At 52.6% G+C, this 18,496-nt stretch carries 17 protein-coding genes; 10 read left to right on the forward strand and 7 right to left on the reverse strand.

Annotation, left to right across the window (positions count from 1 at the left end; translation table 11 throughout):
- The first annotated feature begins 150 nt into the window (after window positions 1-150).
- Window positions 151-1,656 (forward strand): inorganic phosphate transporter PitA, encoded by a 1,506-nt coding sequence (pitA, locus tag KGP17_RS25915; protein ID WP_218520167.1) that lies wholly within the window; start codon window positions 151-153, stop codon window positions 1,654-1,656.
- A gap of 64 nt (window positions 1,657-1,720) precedes the next feature.
- On the opposite strand, the gene uspB is transcribed toward pitA, so the two are convergent.
- Entirely contained in the window at window positions 1,721-2,056 is a 336-nt protein-coding gene (gene uspB, locus KGP17_RS25920) for a universal stress protein UspB (RefSeq protein ID WP_021181771.1), read from the reverse strand.
- Between the two features lie 553 nt (window positions 2,057-2,609).
- Between uspB and uspA the strand changes: the two genes are divergently transcribed.
- Together uspA and gdhA are read left to right on the forward strand one after the other, a co-directional pair.
- Window positions 2,610-3,044, forward strand: a complete 435-nt coding sequence (gene uspA / locus KGP17_RS25925; protein WP_021181773.1) for a universal stress protein UspA — start codon at window positions 2,610-2,612, stop codon at window positions 3,042-3,044.
- Window positions 3,045-3,226: 182 nt separating this feature from the next.
- Window positions 3,227-4,570, forward strand: a complete 1,344-nt coding sequence (gdhA, locus tag KGP17_RS25930) for an NADP-specific glutamate dehydrogenase (RefSeq protein ID WP_021807409.1) — start codon at window positions 3,227-3,229, stop codon at window positions 4,568-4,570.
- 68 nt (window positions 4,571-4,638) lie between these two features.
- On the opposite strand, the gene KGP17_RS25935 is transcribed toward gdhA, so the two are convergent.
- The 3 genes from KGP17_RS25935 to prlC all read right to left on the reverse strand — a co-directional run bounded on the left by KGP17_RS25935 (window position 4,639) and on the right by prlC (window position 9,459).
- Window positions 4,639-6,531, reverse strand: a complete 1,893-nt coding sequence (locus tag KGP17_RS25935; RefSeq protein ID WP_223499728.1) for a bifunctional UDP-sugar hydrolase/5'-nucleotidase — start codon at window positions 6,529-6,531, stop codon at window positions 4,639-4,641.
- A 130-nt stretch (window positions 6,532-6,661) separates the two neighbouring features.
- Complete coding sequence (gene rsmJ / locus KGP17_RS25940) at window positions 6,662-7,408, reverse strand: 16S rRNA (guanine(1516)-N(2))-methyltransferase RsmJ (protein WP_059199427.1); 747 nt, start codon at window positions 7,406-7,408, stop codon at window positions 6,662-6,664.
- Between the two features lie 8 nt (window positions 7,409-7,416).
- The gene (gene prlC, locus KGP17_RS25945) at window positions 7,417-9,459 is read right to left on the reverse strand and encodes an oligopeptidase A (protein WP_223498594.1); all 2,043 of its coding nucleotides are present in this window, start codon (window positions 9,457-9,459) and stop codon (window positions 7,417-7,419) included.
- Window positions 9,460-9,902: 443 nt separating this feature from the next.
- On the opposite strand from prlC, the gene KGP17_RS25950 reads away from it, so the two are divergent.
- Window positions 9,903-10,382 (forward strand): Hcp family type VI secretion system effector, encoded by a 480-nt coding sequence (locus KGP17_RS25950; protein WP_037376510.1) that lies wholly within the window; start codon window positions 9,903-9,905, stop codon window positions 10,380-10,382.
- Window positions 10,383-10,413: 31 nt separating this feature from the next.
- On the opposite strand, the gene KGP17_RS25955 is transcribed toward KGP17_RS25950, so the two are convergent.
- From KGP17_RS25955 to KGP17_RS25965, 3 genes are read right to left on the reverse strand one after another with little or no spacing between them, the layout of a single operon-like run.
- Window positions 10,414-10,884 (reverse strand): hypothetical protein, encoded by a 471-nt coding sequence (locus KGP17_RS25955; RefSeq protein WP_223498595.1) that lies wholly within the window; start codon window positions 10,882-10,884, stop codon window positions 10,414-10,416.
- 30 nt (window positions 10,885-10,914) lie between these two features.
- A complete protein-coding gene (locus KGP17_RS25960; protein ID WP_037376508.1) occupies window positions 10,915-11,400 on the reverse strand; it encodes a DUF1240 domain-containing protein in 486 nt (161 codons plus the stop codon).
- Window positions 11,397-12,272 (reverse strand): hypothetical protein, encoded by an 876-nt coding sequence (locus KGP17_RS25965; RefSeq protein WP_081367014.1) that lies wholly within the window; start codon window positions 12,270-12,272, stop codon window positions 11,397-11,399. Before KGP17_RS25965 ends, KGP17_RS25960 begins: the two co-directional genes overlap by 4 nt.
- 302 nt (window positions 12,273-12,574) lie before the next feature.
- Here KGP17_RS25965 and KGP17_RS25970 point away from each other — a divergent pair, with 302 nt between their 5' ends.
- From KGP17_RS25970 to KGP17_RS25995, 6 genes are all read left to right on the forward strand, one after another.
- Window positions 12,575-13,417, forward strand: a complete 843-nt coding sequence (locus KGP17_RS25970) for a 23S rRNA (adenine(2030)-N(6))-methyltransferase RlmJ (protein ID WP_021181782.1) — start codon at window positions 12,575-12,577, stop codon at window positions 13,415-13,417.
- 192 nt (window positions 13,418-13,609) lie between these two features.
- A complete protein-coding gene (locus KGP17_RS25975; protein WP_223498596.1) occupies window positions 13,610-14,464 on the forward strand; it encodes a tagatose bisphosphate family class II aldolase in 855 nt (284 codons plus the stop codon).
- 569 nt (window positions 14,465-15,033) lie between these two features.
- Window positions 15,034-16,335, forward strand: coding sequence for a tagatose-bisphosphate aldolase subunit GatZ (gatZ, locus tag KGP17_RS25980; RefSeq protein WP_094982418.1), 1,302 nt, complete (start codon window positions 15,034-15,036; stop codon window positions 16,333-16,335).
- Window positions 16,328-16,825, forward strand: coding sequence for a PTS galactitol transporter subunit IIA (gatA, locus tag KGP17_RS25985; protein ID WP_021807402.1), 498 nt, complete (start codon window positions 16,328-16,330; stop codon window positions 16,823-16,825). The genes gatZ and gatA overlap by 8 nt, the downstream gene beginning before the upstream one ends.
- On the forward strand, window positions 16,822-17,106 hold the full coding sequence (gatB, locus tag KGP17_RS25990; protein ID WP_021181786.1) for a PTS galactitol transporter subunit IIB: 285 nt from the start codon (window positions 16,822-16,824) through the stop codon (window positions 17,104-17,106). The genes gatA and gatB overlap by 4 nt, the downstream gene beginning before the upstream one ends.
- 3 nt (window positions 17,107-17,109) lie before the next feature.
- A complete protein-coding gene (locus KGP17_RS25995) occupies window positions 17,110-18,492 on the forward strand; it encodes a galactitol-specific PTS transporter subunit IIC (RefSeq protein WP_021807401.1) in 1,383 nt (460 codons plus the stop codon).
- The last annotated feature ends 4 nt before the right edge of the window (window positions 18,493-18,496 follow it).

The following is an 18,496-nucleotide window of genomic DNA, read 5'->3' on the forward strand; positions in this document are numbered from 1 at the left end:
CAGTAACATGCTGAAATTGCATCGATTCAACAGTGTTCAAACCCCTTGTACATCAGAGAAATCAAAAAAACGTCATATTTTCCTTTTCCCCGACACCCGTTGTCGCCGATAATGCGCGGCGTTCATGTCCACAAACCTGGCGTAACGCTTATGCTGCATTTGTTCACTGGCCTGGATTTCCATACCGGCCTGATGTTAATTCTCGCATTGTTGTTCGTGCTGTTCTATGAGGCCATTAACGGCTTCCATGATACGGCCAATGCGGTCGCTACTGTAATTTACACCCGTGCTATGCGCTCGCAACTTGCGGTCGTTATGGCTGGCCTGTTCAACTTTCTTGGCGTGATGCTCGGCGGTTTGAGTGTTGCCTACGCCATTGTGCACCTGCTACCAACCGATCTGTTGTTGAACGTCAGTTCAGCACACGGGTTAGCCATGGTCTTCTCCATGTTGTTGGCGGCAATTATCTGGAACCTCGGTACCTGGTATCTTGGGTTACCGGCCTCCAGTTCCCACACCTTGATTGGCGCCATTATCGGTGTCGGCTTGACCAATGCGTTGGTGACCAACACCTCCGTGGTCGACGCGCTGAACGTGCCAAAAATGATCAGCATCTTCCTGTCGTTAATCTTCTCCCCGTTGATCGGGATGATCATTGCCGGGCTGATGGTGTTCATGCTGCGCCGCTATTGGAGCAATACCAAAAAACGTCAGCGTATTCATATGACACCGGCGGAACGTGAAAAGGTCGATGGCAAACGTAAGCCACCGTTCTGGACACGTATCGCTCTGATCCTGTCGGCTATCGGCGTGAGCTTCTCACACGGTGCCAATGACGGTCAGAAAGGTATCGGCCTGATTATGCTGGTGCTGATCGGTGTTGCCCCTGCCGGCTTCGTCCTCAACATGAGCGCGACCGGTTATGACATCACCCGTACCCGCGATGCCGTGAGCCACCTGCAGCAATTCTACCAAAAGCATGGCGATTCTCTGGCACACGTGGCCACACAGACGCCGTTGGTTCCTGCGCCTCAGAATGCGGCTCCAACGCCTGATCAACCGGTTGAGTTCCACTGCGACAGCTCACGTGCCCTGATTGCCGTTGAGCGCTCTCTGGACCTGCTGAACAATCTGCAAAACTACGATCAGCTGACGGTAGAGCAGCGCAGCCATCTGCGCCGCCTGCTGATGTGCGTGACCGAGACTGCAGACAAGGTGGCCAAGCTGCCAGAAACCTCAGTGGAAGATCAACGCTTCCTGAAGAATCTGCGTTCAGACCTGTTGGAAACCGTTGAATATGCACCAACCTGGATTATCGTCGCGGTAGCCCTGGCGCTGTCCCTCGGTACCATGGTGGGCTGGCGACGCGTTGCTACCACTATCGGTGAGAAAATCGGTAAGAAAGGCATGACCTACGCTCAGGGGGTGTCGGCACAGATGACGGCCGCCCTGTCGATTGGCGTGGCCAGCTATACCGGTATGCCGGTTTCCACTACCCAAGTATTGTCTTCGGCGGTTGCCGGAACGATGCTGGTAGATGGCGGTGGCGTGCAGAGCAAAACCATCAAGAGCATCTTGTTGGCCTGGGTTCTGACCCTGCCAGTCTCGATTTTGCTTTCCGGTGGCCTGTATTGGCTGGCGCTGAAAATGATTTAACGATTGCTCGATACAACAATGGCGGCCAAAGTGGCCGCCATTTTTTTGCCTTGCTATCGCCGGGCTAATACCAGATCGCCAATGCCACCAGGCTGATCACCACTAGCCCACACAGCGATGAAGTCAGCACAAACTGGCTGCGGACACGCTGACAGCGGCGAATGAATTCCGGGTCGTGGTGCTCCATATAGCGTTGCGTAAAGATATAGCGCACCAGCCGTATCTGCTTGCTCGGCTGGCCATGCGAAGTAAAGAACCCTCCGCCATCGACGTATTGGTAAAGTAACGGGTCGCAGCCGCGTAAAACAAATAGCAGCGCACGCAGAGAAGAAAAATACCGGGCCATGTTAATCACACAGACCACACACAATGCCCAAAACAGCGCGACGGTACTAATCATGATAGCCCCCTCAAGGCGTTGTTATCCCGGACACCCGCCGGGCCAACGGCCCTACTTCATACCTTATGCTGCCGGAGCCTTGGCTCCCATCCCCCTAGCACCTTACGGACCCGTTGCTACCCACAACCTCTGACCGCTTGATGAACAGGCCTTACAGCGATCAGAGGAAATAAGTGGGGTCCACATTCACTAGTGTAGAATAATGAAACGCAAACAGATCCCGGTGCCGCATAAAATTTACAGTCAGGGCCAAATTCTTCATCTACCCACTCTCCGCTCGGATAACCGTCATAAGCTATACTTTGAGCAACAATGCTTATAATTCAATCGTTCAAACGGCGAATAGCCGTATAAGCCATAGGATTTTTTGCCCCGTCGGTGTAAAACGGGTGGGGTAAACGTATAAACAAGGGTGATTGATGCGGTGCAGTGTGATCGCCCCAACATATCATTGTGTTATCTGGATGGTACTATGCAGGTAAGGCGAAAGCGCCAAGCTGGAACACTGAATGCCTGCCCCCTTTAATCGGCATTATATGGAAGGAGTATTCTCATGGCTTACAAACACATACTGATTGCGGTTGACCTATCACCGGAAAGTAAAATCCTGGTCGAGAAAGCGGTATCAATGGCGCGGCCGTACAATGCCAAAGTCTCTCTGATCCACGTTGATGTAAACTATTCCGATCTGTATACCGGCCTGATCGACGTCAACCTTGGCGATATGCAAAAGCGTATTTCCGAAGAAACCCACCATGCGTTAACCGAGCTGTCGCAAAATGCGGGCTATCCCATCACCGAAACCCTGAGCGGCAGCGGCGATCTGGCGCAGGTGCTGGTTGATGCGATTAAGAAATACGATATGGACCTGGTATTGTGTGGACACCACCAGGATTTCTGGAGCAAGTTGATGTCCTCTGCGCGCCAGTTAATCAATACGGTACATATTGATATGCTGATTGTGCCGCTGCGCGACGAAGAAAAGTAAGCATTCGCTAACCTGTTTGGCCAACGCCCGCCCTGCGCGGGCGTTTTTCATGGTTTCCTGTTATTTATTGCTTGTTAATCAGCCACCCCACAGTGATATAGTCGAGGTAGACACAACATCCTCCCCAACTGTGAGACACATCATAAAAACAGGGGAACCAATATGCTAAACAGGAGCTATCCATGGAACAGGCTGTATCGCTAGAATCCTTTCTAAAATCCTTACAACGTCATAACTCGCATCAACCGGAATATCTGCAGGCAGTGCGTGAAGTCTTTACCTCTCTGTGGCCATTCATCGAACGTAACCCCCATTATCGTGACCATGCCCTGTTAGAGCGCCTGGTAGAGCCTGAGCGTATCATTCAGTTTCGCGTCAGTTGGGTTGATGATCAGGGCAAAGTACGGGTAAACCGCGCCTACCGTATCCAGTTCAACTCCGCCATTGGGCCGTACAAAGGGGGGATGCGTTTCCACCCTTCAGTTAACACCTCCATTCTGAAGTTCCTGGGTTTCGAACAGACCTTCAAGAATGCCCTGACCACGCTACCTATGGGCGGTGGCAAGGGGGGGTCAGACTTTGATCCCAAAGGCAAAAGCCAGGGCGAAATCATGCGCTTCTGCCAATCGCTGATGACCGAACTTTATCGTCACCTGGGCCCAGATACCGACGTGCCAGCCGGGGATATCGGCGTAGGTGGCCGCGAAGTGGGCTTTATGGCTGGCATGATGAAAAAGCTGTCCAACAACACCAGCTGCGTATTCACCGGTAAAGGCCTGTCGTTCGGCGGCAGCCTGATCCGCCCGGAAGCGACCGGTTACGGCCTGGTGTACTTCACCGATTCAATGCTGCAGCGCCATGGTCTGGGCTTTGAAGGGATGCGTGTCGCGGTTTCCGGCTCCGGTAACGTGGCGCAATACACCATTGAGAAAGCGTTGGAGCTGGACGCGCGGGTGATCACCGTTTCCGATTCCGGCGGTACCGTGGTGGATGAAGCTGGCTTCACCACTGAAAAACTGGCGCATCTGGCCGAAATCAAGAACCAGCGCTATGGCCGAGTTGCCGATTATGCCCGCGAGCGTGGTCTGACCTATCTGGCTGGTGAAAGCCCGTGGAACGTGCCGGTGGATATCGCCCTGCCTTGTGCCACCCAGAACGAGCTGGATCTGGAAGCCGCACAGGTGCTGATCCGCAACGGGGTCAAAGCCGTGGCAGAAGGCGCTAATATGCCAACCACCATCCAGGCCACCGATGCCTTCCTGGAAGCGGGCGTGCTGTTCGCACCGGGCAAAGCCGCCAACGCCGGTGGTGTTGCCACTTCCGGGCTGGAGATGGCGCAAAACGCCGCGCGCCTTAACTGGCGGGCAGAGAAGGTCGATATCCGTTTACGTCACATCATGGCGGATATCCATCAGTCCTGCGTCGAATACGGCGGCGAAGGCAAGCAAACGCATTACGTTCACGGCGCCAACATTGCCGGGTTCGTTAAGATTGCCGATGCGATGCTGGCTCAGGGCGTGCTCTAACCTTATCCTGAATGAAAAATGCCGGCAGATTCGCCGGCATTTTTTTATCTGGTTAACTGAGTATTACCTCAATTAATGGCTTCGATAATCACCAACCGATCATTGAGCCGCTGTTTGATGACCGGATCGGTCGCTGCTTGCGCCTGTTGTTGCAGTGCCGCAATCTGTTGCTTCATCATTTGCGGGTCACTGAACAATAACTCTTTGACGTTGATGGAGGCCACGTTGGTATAGCGCCCATCATCGGTGGTTGGCACGCTGATTTTGCCGTCATTGAGCAACTTGTCCACAATCTTGCGCTCACGTTCGTACCCTTCCAGCCCCACCAGCTTCCAGCGGTGCATCGCTTTGCCCTGGTATTCACCCTTCTTCACCTCGGTCAGATAGCGAATGGTGAGATTACGGATAGTCCCCGCTTCCTCACCAAATTCCGCCTTGGTATCTGACAGCACCGGGAACTGCATACCTTCCAGTACGCCGCCTTTTTGCGTCAGGTGGGCCATGCGATAACTGTTCATCCCCAACTGGATCGGCGTGCTGTCGGTCACCGGGGTGCCGTCGTTCAACTTCAACTCGGTGATGCGCTGCCCAACGGGTTTACGCAGATCGATGGTATAGGTCACACCATCAAAGAAGTCATTGGTTGAGTATTTGGACGATCGACGCTGTGGGTTAAAGCTGTAGGTGACATCGCCATCATGCTGCTGGTTGAAGTAGTCCGCTGACCACTCCATGTACTTTTTCAGCTCTTTACCGGTCAACTGGTAGACGGTGATTTCACCACCGGCATATTGATAGTTGAAGGCGATATCCTTGGCGGTGATGGTGCCCACGTTCAGCTTCGGCCTGTCGTTATCAATCTGCAACGCGATCACCTGCGCCTTAGGTGCGTAGTGACGAGCAGCCTCCTGATACAGGGCGCTGATGCCGGTATCCTGAATATGTACCTGTGGAATACCTTTTACCGCATCCGGCGGCACCAGATCCTGACCGGTCAGTTGCGCAATCGGCCGGTTGGCATTGGCACGCAGGATGGTATGGAACGGTTGGTAGATCTCTTCGAGCTTTTTATCGGAGCTGATGCCTTTGATCGGATAGGTGTAGCTGTCTTTATTGATCAGTACGTATTTGCCATTTTGCTGCTCAAATTGCAGATCGATACGCGACAGCGCACGGCCGTATTTGTCCGGCTCGGTGACGATCACGCCGTTGATCACCTCTTTATCCACCTTGACGTGCATATGCCCGGCCACGATCGCCGCCAGCTCCGGGTTGGCTCGAGCGATATCGCCCACGCCAGTGCCTGGCCGCTGGTTCTCATTATCGATCCCCATGTGGGCCACCAGCACGATGGCATCCACCTGGCCGTGGATCTGCTGGATCACCTTTTTCACCGCCTGCACCGGATCGGTAAACGTCAGGCCGTCGATGCGATCGGTGCCCTTGGCAAACTCAGCGGTCATCGGCGTATCCATGCCGATAATGCCAATCTTCACCCCCTGGCGCTCAACGATCTTATAGGCAGGCAGATAAGGCTTGCCGCTGTCCCAGACGATATTGCCCGCCAGCGCGGTGCCTTTGAACTGGCTGAGTGGGGTTGCCAGCGCCTTCAGGCCAAAATCGAACTCGTGGTTGCCCATCACCCACACGTCATAGTCGAGCGCGTTAAAGCCGAGGATCATCGGGCTGGTTTTGTCATTCTTGAAGGTTTCAACAAAGTTGCCCTGAATGGTGTCCCCGGCGTCGACCAGGATCACGTTCGGCTGCTGGGCACGAACTTTATGCACCTGAGTGGCTATCTGGCTGAGGCTGCCCGCCAGGTTCTCGGTGTCGGTAGAGTAATCCCAAGGCACAAAGGTGCCATGCAGATCGGAGGTGCCCAGAATGGTGATATTTACCGGTTCAGCGGCCATGGCAGAGGTACTCAAGCAAAGCAGCAGGGAAAGCAGCGTCTTTTTCATCATGTTGTTTCATTATAGTTGATTGTAATTAAACAGGATTATGCGACGCACATCTCAGCGTTACCAGTGACATTGCAGAATGAACATGGGAAATGTGAGGAGGCTCAATGAATGCCCCCTCACGTTTATCTTACAGCGGCATATAAATATCGAAACGGTGATTTTTGGTGGTCGTGGCAGCATGAGCGGGAACATCGGCCAGCGGAGGGGCATAGTCCGGTCGTTTCACCACGACCCTTTTGGTCGCCAGCCTGCGGGCAGGCTCCAGCAAGCCGTCGGCATCATCATCACTGCCCACCAGCGACTGAAATACCCGCATCTCTTTTTTCACCAACGCACTCTTCTGCTTATGCGGATACATTGGGTCGAGGTACACCACTTCCGGGCGTGGATCGAGATCGCTCAGCGCCGTCAGGCTGGAGGCATGAAGCAACGTCATGCGTTCACGCAGCCAAAGACCGATCTCCGCGTCCTGATAGCCCCGTTGCAAACCATCTTCCAGCAACGCAGCGACGACCGGATCACGCTCCAACATGCGAACCTGGCAACCCAGCGATGCCAACACAAACGCATCACGCCCTAACCCGGCAGTGGCATCCACCACGTTAGGCACATAGCTGCCTTTGATGCCTACCGCTTTGGCCACCGCTTCGCCACGGCCACCGCCGAAACGCCGCCGATGGGCCATCGGGCCAGAGATAAAATCGACGTAGATAGCGCCAAGCTTTGGCTCATCGCGCTTGCGCAGCTCCAACCGTTCTGGCGTCAGCACCAGCGCCATCGTCGCATTTTCGTCGCTGGTTAGCTGCCAACGATCGGCCAAAATAGACAAGGCGCCGGGATCGGCGCCTGCTTCACACAATAAAAACACGCTCACTTGGCGGGTTACCCTTTTATACCGTAATGGCGCAGCATAGCATCCAGCTTCGGTTCACGGCCACGGAAGCGTTTGAACAATTCCATCGGCTCTTCGGAACCCCCGCGTGACAGGATGTTATCGAGGAAGGATTGACCGGTTTCAGCGTTGAAAATCCCTTCATCTTCAAAACGCGAGTAGGCGTCTGCCGACAACACTTCCGCCCACAGGTAGCTGTAGTAACCCGCCGCATAGCCACCGGCAAAGATATGGCTGAATGCGTGTGGGAAACGGCCCCAGCTCGGCGAAGGGATCACCGCCACCATTTTCTTCACCTCGGCCAGGGTTGGCAGGATCTGCGCCCCTTTTTCCGGGCTGTATTCGGCGTGCATACGGAAATCGAACAGGCCAAACTCCAGCTGACGCAGGATAAACAGCGCCGCCTGATAGTTTTTCGCTTCCAGCATTTTGTCCAGAAGGGCTTTCGGCAGTGGTTCGCCGGTCTGGAAGTGACCAGAGATAAACGCCAATGCCTCCGGCTCCCAGCACCAGTTTTCCATAAACTGGCTTGGTAGCTCTACCGCATCCCAAGGCACACCGTTGATACCAGAAACCCCAGCGGTATCGATCTGCGTCAGCATATGATGCAGACCGTGGCCAAACTCATGGAATAGCGTGGTGACTTCGTTATGGGTAAACAGCGCCGGCTGGTCACCCAGCGGGCGGTTAAAGTTACAGGTGAGATAGGCAACCGGTTTTTGCAATTCGCCATTGGCTTTGCGCAGGCTACCGACGCAATCATCCATCCATGCACCACCGCGCTTGTTCTCGCGGGCATACAAGTCCAGATAGAAGCTGCCGCGCAGTTCACCTTTGGCATCGAACAGATCGAAGAAACGCACCTCTGGATGCCAGGTATCAACACCCTGACGCTCTTTGGCGGTGATACCGTAAATACGGTTAACCACTTCAAACAGCCCTTCCAGCACGCGCTGTTCCGGGAAGTAGGGGCGCAGTTGCTCATCACTGATGGAGAACAGATGTTGCTTCTGCTTTTCTCCGTAATAACTGATATCCCAAGCCTCTAACTCATCCACACCATAGTGCTGTTTGACAAAGGCTCGTAGCTGTGCCAGTTCTTGCTCTGCCTGTGGGCGAGCGCGCTTGGCCAGATCGCTCAGAAAACCGAGCACTTGCTCCGGGCTTTCTGCCATCTTGGTCGCCAATGATTTGTCCGCATAGCTGGCAAAACCCAGCAGCTGTGCCAGTTCGTGGCGCAGAGCCAGCGTTTCCGCCATCACTTCGCTGTTATCCCACTTACCAGCATTCGGCCCCTGATCGGAGGCACGGGTGGTGAAGGCGCGATACATCTCTTCACGCAGCGCCTGGTTATCGGCATAGGTCATCACCGGCAAATAGCTCGGCATGTCCAGCGTCAGCAACCAGCCTTCCTGCTCTTTGGCCTGTGCCATCGCCTGGGCTTGGGCCAGTGCGCTTTCCGGCAGGCCGCTCAGCTCATTCACATCAGTAATCAACTTGCTCCAGCCCATGGTGGCATCGAGCACATTGTTGCTGTAGGTCGAACCCAGTTCAGACAGACGCGCCACGATCTCGCCGTAACGCTTTTGTTTTTCCTTTGGCAGGCCAATGCCCGATAGCTCAAAATCACGCAGCGCGTTTTCTACCGACTTGCGCTGTGGCGCGGTCAGTTTGGCAAAGCCTTCGCCGTCTTTCAGATTACGATAGGCCTGGTACAGCCCTTCATGCTGGCCCACCCAAGTACCGTATTCGGAAAGCAGCGGCAGCGCCTGCTCGTAAGCTTCGCGCAGTTCCGGGCTGTTTTTCACCGAGTTTAGGTGACCAACAGGTGACCAGATGCGTGACAGGCGATCGTCAGATTCGGCCAGCGGCTGACACAGATTTTCCCAGGTAAACGGCCCTGGTTGTGCCACGACGCGCTCAACCGCAGCACGGCAGTCGGCCAGTGCGGATGTCACCGCAGGAACGATATCTTCAGGGCGAATGGCAGAAAACGGCGGTAAGGCAAACGGTGTCAGCAACGCATTGGTCATAGAGGCAGTCCTGATTAGGGTGGTGGACCCGATGCGCACATCAGGCCAGACAAAGATAAGCTTCTTTCTAACATGGTGCCAACCAGCGGGAAAATCAATGGTCATGCGTGTGATTAAACCTGTTTCTTCACTCACGCGGATCGTTTAGTGAGGAAGATAGGCCACAATTGCATTAAGTAGATTAAGTAGGAAAGCGACAAGAATACCTCCCCGCTAAGTACCTATAAAATGCTCTCATTTGCGTTAATACACGTTTCAAACACGCTCACATACATACAGCATACTTTATGAGTCATTTTTATTTATTGATGAATATTATTATTCCTAGCTAAAAAATCAGCCTGTGCGCTAAAAACCATGTTAATTGAGGTTGTTTTGATACAAAATGGTTCGGTCTATTTTTAACCAACCCCAGCCACGAATTACATGACAAGGAGTTCATCATGGCAAATAATATCTACGCAACGATTAATGGAAAACAACAAGGGTTGATATCGGCAGGGTGTTCTACAGCGGATTCGATCGGTAACAAGCACCAATTAGGCCACGAAAACCAGATACTTGTTCTTAAGCTCGCGCATAACATCAGCCGGGGCGAAAATGTGATGCATAACCCAGTGATTTTTGTTAAACCACAGGATAAATCATCTCCTTTGTTTTTGCTGGCTATTTCTAATAACGAGTTGCTTAACCTTAAGTTTGATTTTTACCGCACATCACAAAATGGTGCCCAAGAGTTGTACTACACGATCGAACTCAGAGAGGCAACCATCGTAGATTTCAACATAAACTATCCCCACTGCTTAACGCATTCCAGTGCACAACCCGAAGAAATTATTTCCGTACGTTATAAAGATATTATTTGCCAACACCATATCGCTGGCACCTCAGGTTATAGCGTATGGGACGACAGAGTTTATTAACGACTAGCAGGGTCTCTCTTACCAAGAGGCCCTAACGGCTATAAACAGCGCTGGGTCTTTTAAGCACTTGGGTTCCTCTTTTTTTACATTCACTGGCATCTTTGATATAGAGCGCCTCCGAATATAAACTTTTTTTTCCAACAAGTGCCATAACCTTTTTGATATAGGGAGCTAGTAAATTAAAAACAGTCACAAGTACAAACAATAAAACCGTTAAATATATACACAACATGCTAAATTTCTTTATTTTCGTTAAATCTTTCCTTCTTGTAACCAAGATATAACCTGACATCACCATCATCATTACGAATCCAAAGAAACCTGCCACCATATAATTCGCCATTCGATAAAATGACACAACATCTGGGTATGATAAGTAAGGTAATAGTTCGTTTTTTAAAATATATGGTGTAAATAAAACCCCAAGCAACCCAAAAACAAAGGTAAAGAGAAAGCTAAGTATCTCAGTAAAGGTTATTTCTAAATCAATTTTATTTTTCATACTTCACTATCATCATATCAACCGGTGATTCTATTTTTGGTAAGCTGGTCTTGGCTTTCTAAGTACCTCTGATCCTCTTTTTTTACATTCCTCGGCATCTTTAATATAGAGCGTCTCCGAATACAAGCTTCTTTTCCAACAGGTGCCATAGCCATGCTGATCCAACACTGTGGTAAAATGCCAATTAAAAATAAAGGCGACAACAAGCAAAAAAGCGGTAAGGCGTAAAGAGTATATAAGTATAGGCTTGAATTTAGCTAGATAATTTTTGCCGGTAATAGACAAATGGAAAAACATAAGGAAATATACGGCACTTGCAGGAATAATTGCTAAAATGAAAGTTTCCAACCTGTTAAATGAAACAACATCAGGATAGGTAAAGCTGATGATATAGTTGCTAATAATACTTGGTGCAAAAATGCAACCTAAAGAAAAAATCCCGGCGACAAGCAAAGAACTTAAACGCTCTTTTACTGTAACTGTCTCGCCCACGTTGGTTATTAATTTATTTTTCATGGTTTATTGTATAAAATTTGGCTATTTGTTCCTAACACACTTGAAACCCTTGGTGTCTGCGCTTCCATTTCCTTTATTTTTTCTATAATTTTATTAGTGATTCCATACTCCCGGTCTAAATACTCTAGACCCATCGTAATAAAAAACGCTACAATGGCGACACCAATAATAGCACCACCTAAGGAAACAGCCGCACCTATTAACAACGCGGACGATGTTGCTCTCATGATAACAGTAACGACAACCGCTTTGACAATATCACTAGTTACATTTCCTAAAAAACTAGCCGCAGTGCTTTCATCCTTTAGTATAAACTCCAGGCTACGGTAGGCCAAAGAGACATATATACTCCATTTCATGCCCTGTATAGCAGTATGATTAAGCCCTTTTACCCCGACCCCAATTTGTACAACCTGCATATTATTTAACGAATAACGCGTTCCATTTAAGATCCGTCTAATACCTGGGTAGCCGGTGATCTTGATTAACTTCTCGCCGTTTCTTCCGACATAAATGATGGCGGCAATCCCAAAGCCCCCCAACTTCCTGACCAGGTCCGCCGCAGAGTAGAAATCCTTTGCGTTGCCGCTATAGGTTGCAGCATATCCCAGATAGTCCAACCCTTCATCACGTGTGATATTTAGAAAACCCTCATCATGCTGCCGATCGCCTCTGCCAAACTCTCCAAAGCACTCCAGAACATCATAGGCTTCTTCTTTGGTAAGCAGCATGATGTGGCGCTGTTCGGCATTCATACAAGCCTGGAATTTTTCTTCCGCAATTCGTCGGGCATAGGCGCCATGATCGGGTGGTGTGGGGAAGAGAGTGGAATTATTTCCCGTGAGATAGTTGGGGTATATTCTATCTTTCATCGCGGCCTCCGGTTGCCTTATAAGAAAGTATTTCCATTTACTCATCCACTAATATAATTGAAATTCGGCATTGTATAAAGAACAATCAAGGCAAATTCCTCATAGCTATCACCTATTCTTGACTATACCGGCGTAGATCCCTGCAGGCTGCAACGCTTTTCGCTTTTTACCAGCAAGGCGGTTTATACTTGGTAGCTTAAATTCGTTGATCTACGAGTTTGCAGTAAACACGCAGAACTCTTTTGCATTTAATGAGTTGATTTTATTGAAAATAACTCGAAAATCAGGAAACACAAAACGCCATGTTAAGTTACCGCCACAGTTTTCACGCCGGCAACCACGCCGACGTGCTCAAGCACACCGTTCAGAGCCTGATCATTGAGGCGCTGAAAGAAAAAGATAAGCCGCTGCTGTACCTGGATACCCACTCCGGTGCCGGGCGCTATCAGCTGAGCGGTGAGCATGCCGAGCGCACCGGGGAATACCTGGAAGGCATCGGCCTGCTGTGGCAACGTGACGATCTGCCAGAAGAGCTGGCGGCCTACATGAGCGTAGTGCACAACTTCAACCGTTCCGGCACCCTGCGCTACTACCCAGGCTCACCGCTGATCGCCCGCCAGTTGCTGCGCCCGCAGGATAAAATCCATCTGACAGAGCTGCACCCAAGTGATTTCCCGCTGTTGCGTAACGAATTCCAGAAAGACGAGCGCGCCAAAGTGCAGCGTGCCGATGGCTACCAGCAGCTAAAATCGCAGTTGCCACCTCCGTCACGCCGTGGCCTGATCCTGATGGACCCACCGTATGAGATGAAAACCGATTATCAAGACGTGGTGAAAGGTATTCAGGAAGGCTACAAACGTTTTGCTACCGGCACCTATGCCCTGTGGTATCCGGTGGTGATGCGCCAGCAGATCAAACGCATGCTCAAAGAGCTGGAAGCGACCGGCATCCGCCGTATCCTGCAAATTGAGCTGGCGGTGAAACCCGACAGCGATCAACGCGGGATGACGGCTTCAGGCATGATCGTGATTAACCCACCTTGGAAGCTGGAACAGCAGATGAACAACGTGCTGCCGTGGCTACACAAGGTACTGGTGCCGTCCGGTATCGGTCACCACCTGGTGAACTGGGTCGTACCAGAATAAGTTCGATGATGGTCGCCTGCCTGGGCGGCCATCCACTTTTCCCTTCTCCATCCCCCCTGCTTCAGCCTCATTTTCCCCCGATCTTTTGCCGATCCTCATCACAACCGCAAAATAACTGTTTGCTTATTTTACCTTTCGATCAGATGATGAATATCGAAAGATACCGTAACAAAAGAAAACAGGAGGCAGGCGGTGTATATCATTTCGACCAACCATATGCTGAAGAAGGCACAACAACAGGGCTATGCCGTACCTGCCTTCAACATTCATAACCTGGAAACCATGCAGGTGGTGACAGAAACCGCCGCACACATGCGCTCGCCAGTGATCCTGGCCGGTACACCGAGCACCTATCTCTATGCGGGAACGGCTAACGTGGTCGCCATTGTCAAACAGCTGGCCGCCGAATACCGCATCCCGCTGGCGGTACATCTGGATCACCATGAAACCCTGCAAGATATTGAAACTAAAGTGCATGCTGGGATCCGCTCGGCCATGATTGATGGCTCACACCTGCCCTTTGCGGAAAATGTCGCCCTGGTGCGGCAGGTGACCGAGTTTTGCCATCGTTATGATGTCAGCGTTGAGGCAGAGCTGGGGCGGCTTGGTGGCGTTGAAGATGGCATCAGCGTCGATGCCAAGGATGCCCGCTATACCTCGCCGCAACAGGCCGAGGAGTTTGTGCGTTCCACCGGCATCGATTCACTGGCGGTGGCGATTGGTACGGCACATGGGCTTTACCAGGGCAAGCCAGAGCTGGATTTCATCCGCCTTGGACAGATCCGCGACAGGGTCAGCGTGCCATTGGTGCTGCATGGTGCGTCGGGTTTGCCGGACGCCGATATTCAGCAGGCGATTCGGCTGGGTGTCTGCAAGGTGAACGTGGCGACGGAGCTTAAAATCGCCTTTTCCGATGCGCTGAAACAGCATCTGGCGGAGCATCCGCAGGCCAACGATCCGCGCCACTATATGCAGCCCGCCAAGCTGGCGATGCAGCAGGTGGTGCAAAAGGTGATTCAGGTTTGTGGCTGCGAAGGCAGGCTGTGAAATACACCAGCATGGTAACGGCCCCTCACCCTAACCCTCTCCCACAGGGAGAGGGGACCGATCGAGTGTGTCTGAAAACTCAGTAACGCACCTTGGATAAGGGGACGATCGCGTTTAATGAGATGACCTCTTTACTTCCAAAAGAGCAGGGGCTAACAGCTCCCTCTCCCTAAAGGAGAGGGAGCCGATCAAGTGTGTCTGAAAACTCAGTGACGCACCTTGGATAAGGGGACGATCGCGTTTAATGAGATGACCTCTTTACTTCCAAAAGAGCAAGGGCTAACAGCTCCCTCTCCCTGTGGGAGAGGGTTGGAGTGAGGGCATCCTCTCGTCACAATAACGGCTTTCACTTTATTGCGTATGCCGACGCCTCTCTTTATCAATCCTCTATAATTAACTGATTTTAAATAACTAAACCTATCCTGCTCGTTAACTTAATTCCTCACACTGAAAGCACTAGCACGGAAAAATAGCGGTAAAGTTTTCGATCTTGATCACGAATAATAGAAAAGTGCATTGCTAACCTTTCGAAACATTACGATTATATTCGTAAGAAAACGGAGGGTAGAATGAAAAATATCATCGCACGACATAAAGCAGGGGAGCCGATCGGGATCTGCTCTGTCTGTTCGGCACACCCATTAGTCATTGAGGCCGCATTACGCCTGGATCTGCACAGCGATCGCCAGGTGCTGATCGAGGCCACATCCAACCAGGTTAATCAGTTTGGCGGTTACACCGGCATGAAACCGGCGGATTTCCGGCAGTTTGTCTGCGATATTGCGGCAACCGTCGGCTTTCCGCTCTCCCGGCTGCTGTTAGGGGGCGACCATCTAGGCCCGAACTGTTGGCAAAATGAACCCGCCGCCAGCGCAATGGCGAAAGCGGAAGTGCTGATCGCCGACTACGTTACCGCCGGATTCAGCAAGATCCATCTGGATGCATCCATGTCCTGCGCCGACGATCCGATCCCGTTAGATCCCAATGTGGTGGCAGAACGCGCCGCCCGTTTGTGCCAGGTCGCCGAACGGGTCGCTACCCCAGAGCAAAAACAGCAGCTAACCTATGTGATTGGGACCGAGGTGCCGGTTCCAGGCGGAGAGTCTTCCGCCATTGGCAGCGTACATATCACTCACGCGACGGATGCCGCCGCCACGCTGGAAACTCACTATCAGGCGTTCCGCAAGGCTGGGTTGGCAGCGGCGATCCCGAGGATCATCGCCGTGGTAGTGCAGCCAGGGGTGGAGTTCGACCACTCACAAGTGATCGCCTACCAACCACAGCTTGCCCGTGAGCTCTCCCAATTTATTACCACCACGCCGTTGGTTTATGAGGCGCACTCTACCGATTATCAAACGCGTGAAGCCTATCAGCAACTGGTGCGCGATCACTTCGCCATTCTCAAGGTTGGCCCGGCTCTTACGTTTGCCCTACGCGAAGCGGTGTTTGCCTTGGCCAATATCGAACAGGCCCTGATTGCCCCGGAAAAACGCAGCCAGATCCTGGCGGTGATTGACGCCGTAATGCTCGACGAACCGGATTACTGGAAAAAGTATTATCACCCGACGTTCAGCCGCTCGCTGATCGATCTGCATTTCAGCCTGTCGGATCGTATCCGCTACTACTGGCCTCATCCGCGTATTGCCCAAAGTATGACGACGCTGCTCAATAACCTCGACCAGCAAGAGATCCCCGCGGGCCTGCTTAGCCAATACTTCCCGCTGCAATATCAGCGCGTGATGGAGCGCAAACTGGCGAAGCAACCCCACGCACTGATGATCGACAAGATTCAGGATGTGCTGCGCGCTTATCGCTTCGGCTGTGCCCCCGCAGAGCGGGCTAAAAACGCCGAGGAGATGGTCCATGCATAACAGCCAACTGTTCGTTCGCACTGGCATCAGCTTTGCCGACGCGCAGCAGGCGCTGGAGCACATTGGCGTCACCATGCTCAACGCCGGGGTCGTTCACAACAGCTACCCGCAGGCGTTGCTGGTGCGTGAGAGCGCTTATCCCACCGGCATAGCCCTTGAGCAGCACGCGGTCGCCATCCCCCACTGTGAAGCGGAGCATGCACGTGCTCCGGCTATTTATCTGATCCGCCCTGACCATGCCGTTCCCTTCGCTCAGGCGGATGATGACGGCACGATCGACGTTGCGCTGATTATCGCGCTGATCGTCACCGACCCGGCTGCGCAGTTGGTTTTACTGCGCACGCTGTTTGGCCAGTTGCAGCACCCCGAGTTTATCACTGCGCTACTGACCGCCCCCGAGGACCAATTGGGCGAAATTTTTGCCCAGCGGGTTTTCACTCCGCCCTCCCGACCACAACAAAAAACAGAATATGAAGGAGCCACACTGTGAAACGTAAAATTATCGTTGCCTGCGGCGGTGCCGTTGCCACCTCGACCATGGCCGCAGAAGAGATCAAAGAGCTGTGCGCGGAGCACAACATCGAGTTGGATTTGGTGCAGTGCCGCGTGACCGAGATTGAAACCTATATGGACGATGCCGATTTGATCTGCACCACCGCCCGTGTCGACCGGCAGTTTGGCGATATACCGTTGGTCCACGGCATGCCGTTTATTTCCGGCGTCGGCATCGATGCGCTGAAACAAAAAATACTGACCATTCTGACGGAGTAGCCCATGTTTACCGACATCATGCGTTACATCCTCGATCTCGGCCCTACGGTGATGCTGCCCATCGTGATCATCATCTTCTCGCTGATTTTAGGGATGAAGTTAGGGGATTCATTTAAATCCGGCATTCATATCGGCATTGGCTTTGTCGGTATCGGGCTGGTTATCGGCCTGATGCTGGACTCGATCGGCCCCGCAGCAAAATCGATGGCCGAACAGTTCCAGATCAACCTGCACGTGGTGGATATCGGCTGGCCAGGCTCATCACCAATGACCTGGGCCTCACAGATTGCCCTGATCGCCATCCCGGTTGCGATTGCGGTCAACATCGTGATGCTGCTGATGCGTATGACCCGCGTGGTTAACGTGGATATCTGGAACATCTGGCATATGACCTTTACCGGTGCCATGGTGCATCTGGCCACCGGCTCATACTGGCTGGGTATGCTGGGCGTGGTGGTGCATGCCGCCTTCGTCTACAAGCTGGGGGATTGGTTCGCCAAAGACACCCGCGACTTCTTCGGGCTGGAAGGGATTGCCATTCCGCACGGCACCTCCGCCTATATGGGGCCGATCGCCGTACTGGTGGACACCATTATCGAGAAGATCCCCGGCCTGAACCGTATTCACTTCAGCGCGGACGACGTACAGAAACGCTTTGGCCCGTTCGGCGAGCCGGTGACCGTCGGCTTTGTGATGGGGCTGATTATCGGTGCGCTGGCCGGTTATGACCTGAAGGGCATTCTGCAACTGGCGGTGAAAACCGCTGCCGTGATGCTGCTGATGCCACGGGTGATCAAACCGATCATGGATGGCCTGACGCCGATCGCCAAGCACGCTCGTAAACGCCTGCAAGCACGCTTTGGTGGCCAGGAGTTCCTTATCGGCCTCGATCCGGCGCTGCTGCTGGGCCATACCGCCGTGGTCTCCGCCAGCCTGATCTTTATCCCGCTGACCATTCTGATCGCCGTGATCGTCCCAGGTAACCAGGTGCTGCCGTTCGGCGATCTGGCAACCATCGGCTTCTTTGTGGCCCTCGCCGTCGCGGTACATCAGGGCAACCTGTTCCGCACGCTGATCTCGGGCTTTATCATCATGAGCATCACGCTGTGGATCGCGACCCAAACCATCGGGCTACATACCCAACTGGCGGCCAATGCCGGTGCCCTGAAAGCGGGCGGAGTGGTGGCCTCCATGGACCAAGGCGGCTCACCGATCACCTACCTGCTGATCCAACTGCTCACCTGGCAAAACGTGGTGGGTCTGGTGGTTATCGGCGTCATTTACGCCATTGGGGTGTTCCTCACCTGGCGCCGTGCCCGTCAATTTGCCCAGGCTGAAGCCACCGCCAAGCAACAGGCCGCCCAAAGCCTCAACGCTATGTCCTGATCCT

It is taken from the genome of Serratia sp. JSRIV001, from assembly GCF_019968745.1.
Taxonomy (GTDB): Bacteria; Pseudomonadota; Gammaproteobacteria; order Enterobacterales; family Enterobacteriaceae; genus Chania; species Chania fonticola_B.